Source organism: Microbacterium sp. NPDC057944 (genome assembly GCF_042887445.1).
Lineage (GTDB): Bacteria > Actinomycetota > Actinomycetes > Actinomycetales > Microbacteriaceae > Microbacterium > Microbacterium natoriense.
The window spans coordinates 404,688-419,113 of the sequence record NZ_JBHVPJ010000001.1 but is presented as its reverse complement, the minus strand read 5'-3'; the positions used below and the strand labels follow the sequence as shown (position 1 = coordinate 419,113).

General features: G+C 70.1%; 14 protein-coding genes. 6 read left to right on the top strand and 8 right to left on the bottom strand.

The annotated features are described in order from the left end of the window. Positions 1-79: 79 nt before the first annotated feature. Entirely contained in the window at positions 80-979 is a 900-nt protein-coding gene (locus ACFVRO_RS01870; RefSeq protein ID WP_386948635.1) for an aldose 1-epimerase family protein, read from the bottom strand. A gap of 69 nt (positions 980-1,048) precedes the next feature. Between ACFVRO_RS01870 and ACFVRO_RS01865 the strand changes: the two genes are divergently transcribed. Next, positions 1,049-1,588 carry an MOSC domain-containing protein gene (locus ACFVRO_RS01865; RefSeq protein WP_386948632.1) on the top strand — a complete coding sequence of 180 codons (540 nt, stop codon included), beginning with the start codon at positions 1,049-1,051 and terminating at the stop codon, positions 1,586-1,588. 399 nt (positions 1,589-1,987) lie between these two features. Continuing rightward, positions 1,988-4,225, top strand: a complete 2,238-nt coding sequence (locus ACFVRO_RS01860) for a DEAD/DEAH box helicase (RefSeq protein WP_386948629.1) — start codon at positions 1,988-1,990, stop codon at positions 4,223-4,225. 279 nt (positions 4,226-4,504) lie between these two features. On the opposite strand, the gene ACFVRO_RS01855 is transcribed toward ACFVRO_RS01860, so the two are convergent. Together ACFVRO_RS01855 and ACFVRO_RS01850 are read right to left on the bottom strand one after the other, a co-directional pair. Continuing rightward, entirely contained in the window at positions 4,505-5,044 is a 540-nt protein-coding gene (locus ACFVRO_RS01855; RefSeq protein WP_386948626.1) for a YaeQ family protein, read from the bottom strand. A 58-nt stretch (positions 5,045-5,102) separates the two neighbouring features. After that, positions 5,103-6,152, bottom strand: coding sequence for an Rv2578c family radical SAM protein (locus tag ACFVRO_RS01850; RefSeq protein WP_386948624.1), 1,050 nt, complete (start codon positions 6,150-6,152; stop codon positions 5,103-5,105). A gap of 82 nt (positions 6,153-6,234) precedes the next feature. Here ACFVRO_RS01850 and ACFVRO_RS01845 point away from each other — a divergent pair, with 82 nt between their 5' ends. The 4 genes from ACFVRO_RS01845 (at position 6,235) to ACFVRO_RS01830 (ending at position 9,280) form a co-directional block, all read left to right on the top strand. Further along, entirely contained in the window at positions 6,235-7,164 is a 930-nt protein-coding gene (locus tag ACFVRO_RS01845; RefSeq protein ID WP_386948621.1) for a M15 family metallopeptidase, read from the top strand. A gap of 141 nt (positions 7,165-7,305) precedes the next feature. Beyond that, positions 7,306-8,469 (top strand): acyl-CoA dehydrogenase family protein, encoded by a 1,164-nt coding sequence (locus ACFVRO_RS01840; RefSeq protein WP_105676731.1) that lies wholly within the window; start codon positions 7,306-7,308, stop codon positions 8,467-8,469. 224 nt (positions 8,470-8,693) lie between these two features. Continuing rightward, positions 8,694-8,912: a ribbon-helix-helix domain-containing protein gene (locus ACFVRO_RS01835; RefSeq protein WP_105673794.1), complete on the top strand. Its 219-nt coding sequence runs from the start codon at positions 8,694-8,696 to the stop codon at positions 8,910-8,912. After that, the gene (locus tag ACFVRO_RS01830; protein WP_386948618.1) at positions 8,909-9,280 is read left to right on the top strand and encodes a type II toxin-antitoxin system PemK/MazF family toxin; all 372 of its coding nucleotides are present in this window, start codon (positions 8,909-8,911) and stop codon (positions 9,278-9,280) included. The genes ACFVRO_RS01835 and ACFVRO_RS01830 overlap by 4 nt, the downstream gene beginning before the upstream one ends. 170 nt (positions 9,281-9,450) lie before the next feature. Here ACFVRO_RS01830 and ACFVRO_RS01825 read toward each other — a convergent pair whose 3' ends face one another. From ACFVRO_RS01825 to ACFVRO_RS01805, 5 genes are all read right to left on the bottom strand, one after another. Next, entirely contained in the window at positions 9,451-10,140 is a 690-nt protein-coding gene (locus ACFVRO_RS01825) for an ECF transporter S component (protein ID WP_386948616.1), read from the bottom strand. After that, positions 10,137-11,012 carry a siderophore-interacting protein gene (locus ACFVRO_RS01820; RefSeq protein WP_341940481.1) on the bottom strand — a complete coding sequence of 292 codons (876 nt, stop codon included), beginning with the start codon at positions 11,010-11,012 and terminating at the stop codon, positions 10,137-10,139. The genes ACFVRO_RS01825 and ACFVRO_RS01820 overlap by 4 nt, the downstream gene beginning before the upstream one ends. Positions 11,013-11,023: 11 nt before the next feature. Then, positions 11,024-11,836, bottom strand: a complete 813-nt coding sequence (locus tag ACFVRO_RS01815) for an energy-coupling factor transporter transmembrane component T (RefSeq protein WP_386948613.1) — start codon at positions 11,834-11,836, stop codon at positions 11,024-11,026. Further along, a complete protein-coding gene (locus ACFVRO_RS01810) occupies positions 11,833-13,593 on the bottom strand; it encodes an ABC transporter ATP-binding protein (RefSeq protein WP_386948611.1) in 1,761 nt (586 codons plus the stop codon). Before ACFVRO_RS01810 ends, ACFVRO_RS01815 begins: the two co-directional genes overlap by 4 nt. A 129-nt stretch (positions 13,594-13,722) precedes the next feature. Beyond that, positions 13,723-14,268: an ECF transporter S component gene (locus ACFVRO_RS01805; protein ID WP_386948608.1), complete on the bottom strand. Its 546-nt coding sequence runs from the start codon at positions 14,266-14,268 to the stop codon at positions 13,723-13,725. Positions 14,269-14,426: the final 158 nt, after the last annotated feature.

Genomic DNA, 14,426 nt, shown 5'->3' with positions numbered 1-14,426 from the left:
GGATCCTCAGGATCCGGGCCCCTCTCGCACGTTCTGTGAGGAGTTGTGAACGGGTGCTCCCGCGCACGCCGACGGAGACTCAGCCGAGCGTGATGCCCCACTCGAGCGTCCAGGTCTCGCCGGGCGCGAGTCGGCGGATGCCGAGACCGCTGTTGAGCGCATCGGCGGGCGCGGTCATCGGCTCGATCGCGACCGCGAGCGACTGACCGGGGTAGCCCGGCGTCGTGTAGACCTGCACGTAGTCGAAGCCCGCGCCCTGCCAGAGCGTGACGCGGCGTCCGTCCGCTGCGGTGAGCGAGTGGCGGACGAGCCCGTCTGCATCGCGCGCGAGGTCTGTGAAGCCGGTGTCGAGCGCGACATCGCCCAGGCGGACCCCGTCGCTCAGGGCCGGATCCGCCGGCCGGGTGCCGGTGGGCAGCATCCGCTCATCGGTGTCGAAGGCGGTGGACGCGGGGATCCTCAGCACCAGGTCGTGCGGGTCGACGTCGCCGATCGTGACGAACGGGTGGGTGCCGAGTGCGACGGGCGCCGCCTCGGACGAGCGGTTCGTCAGCGTGTGCGTGACCCGGATGCCGTCGGCCTGCAGCGCGTATGCGACAGCGGTGTCGATGAGGTACGGGTAGCCGGTCTGCGGCACGATCGTCGCGCGGAGGGTCGCGCTGGCGGCATCCGTCTGCTCGATCACGTAGGAGGTGAACCGGAGGAGTCCGTGACTCGCGTTGCCGAGCTTGGGCTCGGTGATCGCGAGCTGACGGGAGACGTCGCCGTCGTTCCAGAGGCCGTCGCGCACGCGGTTGGGCCAGGGGGTCAGCACCACTCCGGAGCAGGACGGCGTCGGCTGGTCGAGCGGATAGGGGGCGACCGCGTCGACCCCTCCGATGCGGAGAGAGCGGAGGGAGGCGCCGACCTGCGCGATCTGGGCGGTGACGTCGGCGAGCTGGAGCTGCACCTGCGTGCCGGTGGGGAGTGCGGAGTTCACTCCGCAATCGTACGGTCTCGGTGGCGCCGGAACTCCGGAGAGGGGCCCTCGAGGTGGAACAATGAGGGGATGCCGTCTCGTGTCGTCGCCGTCCATTCCAACGCCGCGCACGGCTTCAGCAAGTCGACGCGAGAGTCGATCACTCTTCTCGAGGGCCTCGGAGTCGAAGGCGATGCGCACTGCGGTGCGACCGTGCAGCACCGGTCGCGTGTGGCCGCGGACCCGTCGCAGCCGAACGTCCGGCAGGTGCATCTGATCCACGGAGAGCTGCTCGACGCGCTGAGCGAGAACGGCTACACGGTCGCGCCGGGGGATCTGGGTGAGAACGTCACCACTCGAGACGTCGATCTGCTGGGGCTCCCCGTCGGCACCCGGCTGCGTTTCGGCGACGCGGTCGTGACGATCACGGGGCTGCGCAATCCGTGCCAGCAGATCAACGACTTCCAGTCCGGTCTGCTCAAGCAGGTGGTCCGTACGGACGAGGAGGGCCGTGTCATCCGCCTCGCGGGGGTGATGGGCATCGTCTCCCGGGGCGGGCGTGTGGCCGCCGGAGACACGATCGATGTCGAGCTCCCGCCCCCGCCACATTTTCCGCTGACGCGCGTGTGAGCCCTGCCGGGTTCTCCGGCTCTCCGCCGTCCGTGCGCAGTCCTCAGCGCCACGCGGTGGCCTGGCGCCGGAACTCCGGAGATGTACGCGGTTCCCGCCCAGGCGCGGCCTGAACCCCGGTTCCGCCACGGTTCTCCGGAGTTCTGGAGCGGGCGGGTCGGGCACTCTCTCAGCCTGTACCGGTAGACTCGTTCGGTCGGCTTCGGACACCCGCGCATGGCGCGGACGTTTTTGTGCAAGAAGTGTGAGTCCAGGGGCCGATGGTGAGCGTCGATCGACGCAAATCAACCATCACATGAATGGCCCCGGCCGCTGACAGTCCGGACCCGCGCTCAGGCGCAGGGTGCTCGCGCGTGTGCGCGGCGCTGTTCTCGTGCGAGAACTCAGAAGGACATACCCATGCCCAAGAACAAGAAGCCCCGAGGCGGACGTCCGTCCGCCAACTTCGAGCCGCGCTACGGCGCCAAGAAGACCTCCTTCCACGACCGTCACGCCGGAGCGCGCGACGGCGCCCGCGACGAGCGCGGCGGACGCGCGGATGCCGGCGACCGCCGCAGCGCACCCGCCGCCGGCGGATACGACCGTCGTCCGGGCAGCCGCAGCGCCGGCCACCGCGGATACCGCCCCGCCGAGGCCGAGTCCGGCGCCCCGAAGCAGCGCTGGGGTGCGCAGGAGCGCGCCGGACGCGACGAGGCCCGCAGCATCCGCAACCGTGCCGAGTCCGGACGCCGTGAGGCTCCCCACCACCGCGGTGAGGAGCGCCCTCGCTTCAACGACCGCGCAGGCCAGCGCCCCACCGGTCCCGGCACCTACCGCGACGAGCGTCCGAGCGGCGGCCGCCGATTCGACGAGCGTCCGCGTCGTGACGACCGCGGCGGCGCTGAGCGTCCTCGGTTCAACGAACGTGGGGCTGAGCGTCCTCGTTTCGATCGTGACGAGCGTCCGCGCCGCGACGACCGCTCGTCCGAGCGTCCGCGTTTCAACGACCGTGGGGCTGAGCGTCCTCGTTTCGATCGTGACGAGCGTCCGCGCCGTGACGACCGCTCGTCCGAGCGTCCGCGTGTCAACGATCGTGGGGCTGACCGTCCTCGTTTCGATCGTGACGAGCGTCCGCGCCGTGACGACCGCGGCGGCGCCGAGCGTCCCCGTTTCAACGACGCCGGCTCCGCCGAGCGTCCGGCCCGCTCCTACGACGCGGACCGCGCTCGTCGTGCGTTCGACCGCGACCGCACCCAGCGCTCCTACGACGCACCGGGCGAGCGCAGCCGCCCCTCGACCGGTGGCGCCTACCGCACCGACCGTCCGCGTCGTGATGAGCGTCCGAGCCGTGACGAGCGTCCGAGCCGCAACGACTGGAGCGCGAAGCCCAAGGCCGCGTTCGAGCCGACGGATGACGTCGTGCACGAGCGCCTCGAGGCGAAGTCCGTCGCTGCGGTCGAGGTCGACGGCGTGACCTTCGGCGACCTCGGTCTCGGCTCCAACATCGTCGAGACCCTCGTCGGCATGGGCGCGGCGACGCCGTTCCCGATCCAGGCCGCCAGCATCCCGGCCGTCCTCGAGGGCCGCGACGTCCTCGCCCGCGGCCGCACCGGCTCCGGCAAGACCATCGCGTTCGGCGCCCCGCTCGTCGAGCGCGTGCTGCAGTCGCAGGCCGGCAAGCGCCGTGAGTTCGGTCGGTCGCCCCGCGCGATCATCCTCGCTCCGACGCGTGAGCTCGCGCTGCAGATCGACCGCACGATCCAGCCGATCGCCCGCAGCGTCGGCCTGTTCACCACGCAGATCTACGGCGGTGTGCCGCAGGGACGCCAGGTGGGTGCGCTCAAGAAGGGCGTCGACATCGTGATCGGCACCCCCGGTCGCATCGAGGACCTGATCAACCAGGGCAAGCTCGACCTCTCGGACTGCCGCATCGCGGTGCTCGACGAGGCCGATCACATGTGCGAGCTCGGGTTCGTCGAGCCGGTGCAGCGCATCTTGCGTCACACCGCCGACGGCAGCCAGAAGCTCCTCTTCTCGGCGACGCTCGACCGTGAGGTCGCGGCTCTCGTCGACGAGTTCCTCGTCGACCCGGCCGTCTACGAGGTCGCCGGTGAAGACCAGGAGTCCAGCACGATCGAGCACCGCGTGCTCGTGATCGAGCACCGCGACAAGGCCGACATCCTCACGTCGCTCGTCGACCGCGCCGGCAAGACGCTCGTGTTCGCCCGCACCCGTGCGTACGCCGACATGCTCGCCGAGCAGTTCGACGACGCCGGCATCCCCGCGGTCTCGCTGCACGGCGACCTGAACCAGGCGAAGCGCACGCGCAACCTCGAGCGCCTCACCTCCGGTCGGGTGAACGTGCTGGTCGCGACGGACGTCGCCGCCCGCGGCATCCACGTCGACGACATCGACCTGGTCGTCCAGGCCGATGCTCCCGATGAGTACAAGACGTACCTGCACCGCTCCGGCCGCACCGGCCGTGCCGGCCGCTCTGGCCGCGTCGTCACGCTCATCACGCGTCAGCGTCAGCGGCGGATGACCGAGCTGCTGCAGCGCGCCGAGATCGACGCGCCGTTCGAGAACGCCCGCGTGGACGACGACCTGATCGAGGAGATCGCCGGTCGCGTGCCGACGGCGGCCGACCTCACGGCCTGACCCTCCGCATCGAAGGCCCCGTCACCGCATCCGCGGGGCGGGGCCTTCGGTCTGCGTGCCTCGACTTTCGTATGCGCGGCGCGCGCCTCCCGCACGGACATGTCGTCCGTGCGGGAGGAGATCTCACGATCGGGAGGAGAGATCCGCCGAATCGCTCCTCCCGAGCGTGCGAACTCCTCCCGAGCGTGCGAACTCCTCCCGAGCGTGCGAACTCCTCCCGAGCGCGCAGCCTGGCGGTCGCGCCGGGCAGGGAGTGGCGAAGAGAGCGGATGCCGTTCGCTAGGCGAGCTCGTGCTCGTGCACCCCGGTGGTCAGCATCGTGCCGTTGAGCGAGAGGTACAGCGTCTGCTCGGTCACCGTCAGGGACAGCATGTTGCGGCGTTCGAGCAGGGGCACCGCCGAGTCGATGAACCCGGGGTCGAAGCTGTAGACGCGGATGTCCTCGGCGCGGTGGATCCGCTTGTCCGCCCAGGGGACCATGACCTTCGCGGGATCGCGGTGCGTGTAGACGACGGTGCGCTCCGCGAGCCTGCTGCCGTAGTGGAGGCGCTCGGCATCCGGCGCGCCCACCTCGATCCAGACCGTGATCGCACCGGTGAGGTCACGCACGAGAACAGCGGGCTCATCGGACTGCGAGACCGTGCCGCCGAACACGATGCCCTCCGCGTACTCGAGTCCGTACGCGATCACGCGGGTGAGCATGTAGGCGTCGGTCTCCGACGGATGCCGTGCGACGCGCAACGCGTACTCCTCGAAGACGCCGCGGTCCATGTCTGCGAGCTGCACCTCGAAGGTGTGCATCGTCGATCCGATTGCCATGGGTCGAGCCTATTGGCCAGGGCGGTCGCCGCCGGACGAGGAGGTCGAGGGAACGCGCTCAGAAGAGCATCGGCTGCGCAGGGGCGGATGCCGCGGTCGACGCCGACGGCGCGAATCCGGGGCGCGTGCCGCGGACGGGATAGTCGTCTTCGTGCCGACCGTCGAGTCCATGCATGCGGATCAGGGGGCGCACCCGTTTCGCCAGCCACTGCCGATAGGCCTTGGGGGCCTCCGCGGACACGCCGGGGTACAGGCCGCGATAGGACGACAGCAGGTCGGGCCGATACTCGCCGAGCCACTGGAAGAACCACGGCTTCACGCCGGGCCGGAGGTGCAGCGCCCCGTATATCACGCGTGCAGCGCCCGCCGCTCTGATCCGGGCCAGCGCCGTGTCGAGCGCATCGATGGAGTCCGTCAGGTGCGGCATGATCGGCATCAGGAACACGGTCACGCGGAATCCGGCATCCGTCAGCGCCTTCACCGTGTCGAGGCGGGCCTGCGTCGTCGGCGCACCCGGTTCGATGGCCTTCTGCAGGTCGTCGTCGTACATCGCGATGGACATCTGGATGTCGACGTGCACGTGTTCGGCCGCTCTGACGAGCAGCGGGATGTCACGTCGGATCAGCGTGCCCTTGGTGAGGATCGACATCGGGGTGCCGGATGCCGCGAGCGCCTCAATGATCCCCGGCATCAGGCGGTACCGCCCTTCTGCCCGCTGATAGGGGTCGGTGTTGGTGCCGAGCGCGACGAGCTCGTGCTGCCAGCTACCCCGCCGCAGCTCCTTCTCGAGCATCTCGACGACGTTGACCTTCACCACGATCTGGGAGTCGAAGTCGGCTCCTCCGTCGAGGTCGAGGTACTCGTGCGTGCCGCGGGCGAAGCAGTATACGCAGGCATGACTGCATCCGCGGTAGGGGTTGATCGTCCATCCGAACGGCATCCGCGACGATCCGGGGACCTTGTTCAGCGCCGAGCGCGACAGCACCTCGTGGAAGGTCATCCCCGCGAACTCGGGCGTGGTCACCGTGCGCAGCACGCTGCTGCGGTCTTCGAGCCCCGGCAGAGCGGCAGAATCCGTCTCCCCGAGTTTCTGACCCTGCCAGCGCATGATTCATTCGAACATAACAACGATATTCATGTCAACCATGATGGGATATTCGTTCGAAACGGCGATGGGGGAGAATGGAGCCATGTACTCCGCGCGGCAGCCCCAGCATGCACGGCCGCGCTCCCCGATTCACGGACCCGCCCTTCCCGTCGGACTGGCGGTGACGGCGCTCGGCATCCTGCTCTCCATCGCCACCGTGCCGTCGGGCGACGCGTCCGCCCCGCAGGCCATGCCCGAGCCGAGCGTGGTGCAGGAGGTGCCGCCGGTCGAGACCGACGCGATCCCCGCCGCTGATCCGTGTTCCGACCCCGCGGTTCTCGACGCCATCGCCACCGCCGACGACGCGGCGATCATCGCGGGCTTCGGCGGAGGGGAGAGGTTCCGCGCGGCCGTCGTCGCAGGCAACGCGCCCTGCATCTCCCTCGATGACCCTGCGCACGTGTGGGTCGTGGTGAACAAGGCGCGCCCGCTCAACCCCATCGACTTCGCGCCGGCGTCGCTGACCGATGCGCCGCTGCAGATCACCACCGGATCGGGTCAGGCGCGCACCGACGTCGCCCAGGCGGTGGGGGAGCTCGCGGCTGCCGCGGCCGCCGATGGAGTCGGCCAGATCGGCGCCAACAACGGCTACCGCTCGTACGACCTGCAGGTGCGCACCTACGCCACGCACGTGCGCGCCGAGGGGCAGCAGAGCGCTGACGCAGCTTCCGCCCGAGCCGGGCACAGCGAGCACCAGACGGGGCTCGCCCTCGATCTCGTGGCCTGTGCGCCGTGCGGCGGCATCGACGCGTTCGGCGGAACGCCCCAGGGGGCGTGGGTCGCGGAGCACTCCTGGGAGTACGGGTTCATCGTGCGGTACGAGGCCGGCGCGACGGGCATCAGCGGCTACAAGCCAGAGCCCTGGCACGTGCGCTACATCGGCGTCGAGCTCGCCGCGGCCTATCACCAGGGCGGATTCCACACGCTCGAGGAGTTCTTCGGCCTCCCCGCCGCGCCCGACTACCCCCACTGAGATGCCCTGTTGCGGCATCCGACAATCGCGGTACCCAGTCTCACGGATTGTGGGATGCATTCTCACAATGGTCTGCCGTGCCCCGTGTTTCCGGCATAGAATCACCGGAGCAAAGACGCACGACATGCTCAGGAGGACGCAATGGAACGCGACATCTACGAAGAGGATCACGAGGCATTCCGCGACCTCGTCAAGGATTTCGTCAAGCGCCACGTGACGAACGAGGCCATCGAGCGGTGGGATGCCGCAGGAGAGATCGACCGCGCGACCATGCTGGCCGCGGGTGAAGCGGGCTTGATCGGCCTGTCCGTGCCCGAGGAGTTCGGCGGCGCGGGGATGCTGCAGGACTACCGTTTCCGCACGATCGTCATGGAAGAGGTCATCGCGGCCGGCGCCGGCTCGCTCGCCGGCGCCTTCGGCATCCAGGACGACCTCGCGGTGCCGTATCTCGTGCACATGGGCACGCAGGAGCAGAAGGAGAAGTGGCTGCCCCGCATGGCCACCGGTGAGGTGCTCGGCGCGCTCGCCATGACCGACCCCGGCGCCGGCTCCGACCTGCGCGGCATCAAGACCAACGCCAAGAAGGTCGACGGCGGCTACATCCTCAACGGCGCCAAGACGTTCATCTCGTCGGGCACCACGGCCGACGTCGTCGTGACCTTCGTCAAGACGGGCGAGGGCAACCGGCCCGACGCGTTCAGCCTGCTGCTCGTCGAGAAGGGCATGGAGGGCTTCGACCAGGGCAAGAAGCTCAGCAAGATGGGCTTCCACGGCTGGGACACGGCAGAGCTCAGCTTCACTGACGTGTTCGTCCCCGAGGAGAACCTGATCAGCGGCAAGGAGGGTCAGGGCTTCATCCAGCTGATGCTGAACCTGCCGCTCGAGCGCCTCTCGATCGGCGTCGCCGCAGCCGCGGCCGCCCAGGCCGCCTTCGACTGGACCACCGCCTACACGAAGGACCGCGAGGCGTTCGGCGAGCGCATCGCCGACTTCCAGAACACGCGTTTCCGCCTCGCCGACATGTCGGCGACGACCGACGCGATGTGGGCGTACATCGACCGCGCACTGCTCGCCTACAAGGACAACAAGCTCACCGCCGAGGACGCCGCCAAGGTCAAGTTCTGGGCGACCGAGCGCGAGTGGGAGGTGCTCGACACCGGAGTCCAGCTGCACGGCGGCTACGGCTACATCATGGAGTACCCGATCGCTCGTGCCTTCACCGATGCCCGGGTGCACCGCATCTACGGCGGCACGAACGAGATCATGCGCGACCTCGTCGGACGTCAGATCGCCGGCAAGCGCTGACGCACGCTGCACGAAGGGCCCCGGATGCCGCATCCGGGGCCCTTCTGCATGTCCATCCTCCCGTCGAGTGGGCCCGGGGGCGGGCACGGCTTCGGAGCGGGGGCGAGGCGCGCCGAGGAGTGGACGCCGTAGAGCGGCGTGTCGGGAACGGGCTCCGCAGCCGTGCTCGTCGCGGGTGGGGCACTCGGGTAGCAGGCTCCTTGCCACCTGAGTAGCATGGAGCCATGAACAGCAAGGTCAGTCTCAGCCTGAGTGAGAGCGATCTGGCGTTCCTCGACCTCGAGGCGCTCAGCGGACGGTACGCGTCGCGATCGGCGGCGGTGCAGGATGCCGTCCGTCTGCTCCGTGAGAGCCGCCTCGCGGACGCCTACGCCGAGGCCTATGCCGAAGGGTACGACCCCGAGTGGGACCTCGCCGACAGTGACGGGCTCGCGTCGGCGTGAGCGCGGCATCCATCCCTCTGCTGCGTCGAGGGCAGATCGTCCTTGTGTCGTTCGACCCGACAGTCGGGTCCGAAGTGCGAAAGACTCGCCCCGCCGTCGTGGTGAGCAACAACACGGCCAACACCGTCGCGAGCCGCGGCTCGAATGCGACGGTGACCGTCGTGCCCCTGACCTCCCGCACCGAGAAGGTGTTCCCGTTCCAGGTGCTCCTCCCCGCCGGCGCGACGGGACTCGATCGCGACTCGAAGGCGCAGGCCGAGCAGATCCGCACGGTCTCGGTCGCCCGGATCGTGCGGCCGGTCGGCTGGGTGCCGGCGGAGCTCCTGGGTGCGGTCGACGAGGCGATGCGGCTCCACCTGTCGCTCTGACCGCGCGGTCAGGCACAGCTTCGGAGCGGCGGCGGGCACAGCTTCGGAGCGGCACCGCGAAACGCCGGCGAGGACGCCGGGTGAGCGGCGTGTCGGCTTCGAGATCCGCAGCTGTGCCCCAGAAGGGAGCACGTCATGGCCCCGGTGAAGGCCGGATCCGGTCGCCGCGGCTACGGACGCGGCTGAGGAGTCCGGCCGCCGACGCCGGCGCGACGGAGACGGTCGGCGACGAGGATGCCGAGGGCGGTCGCACCCACGCAGCTCGCGAGGGTGACCGCGAAGAACGCGATCTGGAACCCGAGACCGAGGCTGCCCATATCGAACCAGGCCCAGGCCGAGATCGGGTACACGACGCCGACCGCGACGGCGCCGAGATAGTGCATCCAGGTGCCCCAGTAGCGCCAGATCACGAAGAGGAACGGCAGCTCGGTGAACGCCGCCCACCACAGATTCGTCAGCACGCTGCTGAAGCCGTAACCCGAGAAGGGGACCATCACGAGCCCGGCGATGAGAGCGACGAGGATGCCGACGAGCGGGCGCTTCAGCAGCCGTAGCGCGATGACCGAGGGCAGGATCCACAGCCCGGCGAGACCCATGCCGATGAACGACAGCGGGCCCGCGGTCAGCACGGTCGAGATCCAGTTCGCGGGCACCAGGAGCACGGCCCCTGCGACGCCCAGAGCCGCGCAGGTGAGCAGCACGGCCGTGGAGTAGCGCGCGCCCTTCGCTCCGCGGGGCCGATCGGTCGGGGCCGCAGCGGTCCCCGATCCTGCGCCGTTGTAGGGCTGCCTCTCCGTCGCCGCAGCGGCGGCCGCGGCATCCGTCTCCGGGGTGTGCGCCCCGCCGTCCGTCGCGCTCATACCAGCGGCTCCGCCGAGGCCTCGCGCGCGGCCTTCGATGCGGGGGACGCCGCCCCGATCTTCCAGTAGCCGCAGAAGCTGACCGTGTTCTTGTCGACTCCGCGCTCGCCGACGAGGTGCTTGCGGACCCCCGAGGCGAGGGCCTGCTCGCCGGCGGCGTAGGCGTGGAAGGGAGCCGCGGGCAGGTCGCCCTCGCGCAGCGCCGCGAGCGCGAGGGTGCCGGGAGCCGTGGAGTGCGGTCGCACGATCCAGGTGACGTCGATGCCGGCGGGGTGCGGGAAGTCGAGGGCGTCCTCCTCGCTCGGCACCTCGATGAGGGCGGTACCGGATGCCGTGGCCGGCAGTGAGGCGCAGATCGAGGAGATCGCGGGCAGCGCCGTCTCGTCGCCGACCAGCACGACGCGATCGGTGCCGCGCTCGGGGTTGAACGTGAGTCCCTCATCGATGATCAGCACGTGCTCGCCGGGCTCGCATGTCTCGGCCCACCGTGATGCGGGGCCGGCGGTGCCCTCGGCGGCTGATCCGTGCAGCACGAAGTCGACGTCGATCTCCGCCCCGGCGTCGGCGGTGGCGGGGCGGTACGCGCGCACGCTGTAGTTGCGCATGACCGGACGCTCGCCGTCGGGGATGCGGAGGAACTTCAGGTATCCGAACATCTTGTTGGCCTTCGCGGGCACGCGGTCGAGCCCCGCTTCGCCGCCGATCGGCAGGAAGAGACGGAACCACTGGTCGAAGCCCATCGGCCGGAACCTCTCGATCTCGCCGCCGCCGAGGGTGACCCTCACCCAGTGCGGTGCGAGCCGCTCGGTGCGCAGCACCGTCACGTGGAGGAGGTCGGAGGAGAGCGGCTTGACCAGTTTGCTGAACGCCATCGGTGCGCCTTTCAGATGTTCCAGGGGAAGAAGAGGGCGAGGATCGTCGCGGAGGCCGCGATCCCCACCACGATGAAGACGAGGTCGCGCCCGCGGAACGGCACCAGATGCCGCTCGGTGCGCGTGGGGTGGGCGCCGAAGGCGCGGGAGTCCATGGCCAGGGCCACACGCTCCGCATGCCGGATCGCGCCGGCGAGCAGGGGGACGATGTAGCCCCAGCCGCGTGCGATCCTGGCGAATGGACCGCGCCCGCCGTGATGGCCGCGCACGCGGTGCGCCGCACGGATCACCGACAGCTCGTAGCCGAAACGGGGCACGAAGCGGAACGCCGCGAGGGCCGTGTAGCCGATCCGGTACGGCACCCGCAGCTGCTGCACGCTCGCCCGCACCAGGTCGGGGCCGGTGGTGGTGAGCCCCCCGATCAGCGCCAGCGCGATGATCGCTCCGAGGCGCAGGCCGGTGGCGAAGCCGATGGCGAGGGCGCCCTGGTAGAGCGTCCAGTCGCCGACGCGCAGCAGGGGCACGGTGTCGCTCACGAGACCGGCATCCACCCAGATCGAGAACCCGAAGCCGATGAGCAGGATGCCGAGGGGCACGGCCGCGAACAGGATCGCCGCGGTGCGGCCGGTGAGACGTGCGCCGACGAGCAGCACGGCGTAGGAGAGGGCGAGGAACGCGGCCGGCGTCGCGAGATCCCGCACGAAGACCAGCACGAGGATCGCGGGCAGCACGGCCACGACTTTGGAGAGCGGGTTCAGCCCGTACAGGAACTGCCGCGGCGAGGTCGCCGTCATCTCGGCGTACGGATCGAACACGGCGCTCATGATCTGCCCGCCAGCATCCGCTGCAGGGCGGGGAGGCGCAGCCCCGCCTCGGAGAAGGCGCGACCGTCGTCGAAGAGCTCGGCGGTGGGGCCGGCGGCGTGCACGCGCCCGTCATGGAGGATGACGGTGCGGGTCGCGTGCTCGGCGACCAGCTGCAGATCGTGCGTCACGATGACGATGGTCGTGCCCTCGGCGCGCAGGTCGTCGAGGAGTGAGAGCAGCTCGGATGCTCGTGCCCTGTCCTGCCCGAACGTCGGCTCGTCGAGAGCGAGCACCCGCGGCCTGGTGATGAGCGCGGTGCCCACCGACAGGCGTCTCTTCTCGCCGCCGGACAGCAGGAACGGATGCACATGCGCCTTGTGCTCGAGGCCGAAGCGCGCGAGCATCGCGGCGACGAGGCTCTCGACCTCGTCGTCTGGCGTGCGCCGCAGCCGCAGGCCGTGGGCGAGCTCGTCGAACACCGTCGGTGCGATGAACTGGTGCTCGGGATTCTGGAAGACGAATCCGATGCGGGCGGACAGCTCGCGCGGAGAGGCGGTGCCCGGGTCGACGCCCGCGACATCCACCCGACGCCGTGGCGGAGGGACGACCCCCGCGAGGGCCTGGATCAGCGTCGTCTTCCCCGCGCCGTTCGTGCCGACGATCGCGGTGAGGCTGCCGGCGGGGATGCTGAGGTCGACGCCGTGCAGGATCTCCCGCTTCCCCTTCCGCACGGTCAGGCCGCTGGCCGTGATGATCGGCGGCGCGTCCTGCTCGGTCGTCTCGCGTGCGGCCTCGGTCGTTGAGCGAGCGGAGCGAGACGACACGCTGTGCATCGCGGCTCCTGTCGTGCGTGGCGTGAGGCGTCTCGGCTCGTCGCTGCGCTCCTCGCTCGACGACCGGGAGGCGTTCGACGACCCGGGGGCGGCGGCGAGCGCGGCCCCGAGCTCGTCGGGGGTCAGCGGCAGCGGTTCGAGGACGACGCCGGCATCCCGCATCCGCAGCGCCGCCAGTGTCGCCGACGGAAGCCACACCCCCATCGCGAGCAGCTCATCGACGTTCTCGCGCACCACGGATGCGGCGGGCCCGTCGAACGCGACACGTCCGTCGCGGTCGAGCACGATCGCCCGCGTCACGAACCCCATCGCGGCGTCGAGGTTGTGCTCGACGAGGAGGATCGCCCTGTCGCCAGCGGCGACGACGTCGGCGAGGGCCGCGTAGACGTCGTCGATGCCCTGCGGGTCGAGGTTCGCGGTCGGCTCGTCGAGCACGATGAGCGGAGAGCCCATCGCCAGCGCGCAGGCGATCGTGAGGCGCTGGCGGCCTCCGCCCGAGAGCAGATCGGGGTTGTCCGTCCTCCGGTCCCACAGGCCGACGCGTCGAAGCGCGTCTTCGGTGCGCCGCTCCACCTCGGCGAGCGGCAGCAGCAGGTTCTCCGGCCCGAAGGCGACCTCGTCGTAGACGGTGCCCGTGACGATCTGGGCATCCGGATCCTGGAACACCATCGCGACCCGGGTGCTCAGCGACGCGGTCGTCGTCTCGGCGGTGTCGAGGTCGCCCGCGGTCACTGTGCCGGTCATGGTCGCGGGGACGGCGTGGGGGATGAGCCCGTTGAGCGCCAGGGTGAGCGTCGACTTGCCCGAGCCCGACGGTCCCAGCAGCAGCACGACCTCTCCGGCCGCGATGTCGAACGAGACGTCGCCCGGGGAGGGGTGCGCGGCATCCGCGTGGGTGATCGAGAGGTCACGCACGCGCAGAAGGGGCGCGGATGGGCGCACTAGCACGGCCTCGGGTCAGCGGATCGGACCCTACTAACTTAGCTGAGCCTTACCTATTTCGCCACGCGGCTTTCCTGCGGGCGTCGACGGCGAGGCAGGGCGTCGACGGGCAGAAGAGGGATGCCGGGGCTAGCGGCGTGCGACGCCGGCGCGGCTGAGCGCTGCGCCGATGGCGAGGCCCACCGCGGTCCACGCGATCGGGCCGAGGACCGAGATCACGAGATACGCGATCTGCGCCCAGAGCGCCATCGTCGACAGGTGCGCGGCGAAGAACACCACGACCGCGACGAACACGCCGATCACCGCGGCGGAGACGAAGAAGCGCCAGGGGCCCCACGAACGGTAGCGCGTCAGCGCGGCCACGCCCTCCTGGATCGCGCCGAACAGCAGCGCCGTGCCGATGAAGCGCAGCGCCCACGCGGGGTTGAAAGCGCTCGCGATCAGCGCGGCGATCACGTGCGTCACGATGGCGACGAGGGGGCGGCGGAGCACCTCCTGCGCGATGATGCCGGGCAGCACATGGGAGCCGAGCACGAGTCCGTAGAGATAGGGGGTGAGCACGAGGACGCCCGGGGTGATCAGCCCCGCAATGCCTCCCAGGATGCCGGTCGCCACACCGATCGCGGCGCACACGAGCAGGACGCGGGTCGGCAGGGGGGAGCGGGAGGATGCCACGTCTCCAGCCTACTGTCGACCAACGGCGGCGATGGCTGGCCGATCGTCTAGGAACCGGCTGTGGATCTGGTGAGAGCGGGATTCCGGGACTACTTTGAGCGACGGTGCGGCAACGCGGCTGCACCATTGGACATCGGGAGCACCAATGGGTCGAACAC

Bases quoted from the DNA above. Each gene is read 5' to 3' on its own strand.
- ACFVRO_RS01840 (WP_105676731.1), top strand. From the start codon at position 7,306: ATGGAACGCGACATCTACGAAGAGGATCACGAGGCATTCCGCGACCTC.
- ACFVRO_RS01825 (WP_386948616.1), bottom strand. From the start codon at position 10,140: ATGAGCGCGACGGACGGCGGGGCGCACACCCCGGAGACGGATGCCGCG.
- ACFVRO_RS01835 (WP_105673794.1), top strand. From the start codon at position 8,694: ATGAACAGCAAGGTCAGTCTCAGCCTGAGTGAGAGCGATCTGGCGTTC.
- ACFVRO_RS01850 (WP_386948624.1), bottom strand. From the start codon at position 6,152: ATGCGCTGGCAGGGTCAGAAACTCGGGGAGACGGATTCTGCCGCTCTG.
- ACFVRO_RS01845 (WP_386948621.1), top strand. From the start codon at position 6,235: ATGTACTCCGCGCGGCAGCCCCAGCATGCACGGCCGCGCTCCCCGATT.
- ACFVRO_RS01865 (WP_386948632.1), top strand. From the start codon at position 1,049: ATGCCGTCTCGTGTCGTCGCCGTCCATTCCAACGCCGCGCACGGCTTC.
- ACFVRO_RS01855 (WP_386948626.1), bottom strand. From the start codon at position 5,044: ATGGCAATCGGATCGACGATGCACACCTTCGAGGTGCAGCTCGCAGAC.
- ACFVRO_RS01815 (WP_386948613.1), bottom strand. From the start codon at position 11,836: ATGAGCGCCGTGTTCGATCCGTACGCCGAGATGACGGCGACCTCGCCG.
- ACFVRO_RS01860 (WP_386948629.1), top strand. From the start codon at position 1,988: ATGCCCAAGAACAAGAAGCCCCGAGGCGGACGTCCGTCCGCCAACTTC.
- ACFVRO_RS01820 (WP_341940481.1), bottom strand. From the start codon at position 11,012: ATGGCGTTCAGCAAACTGGTCAAGCCGCTCTCCTCCGACCTCCTCCAC.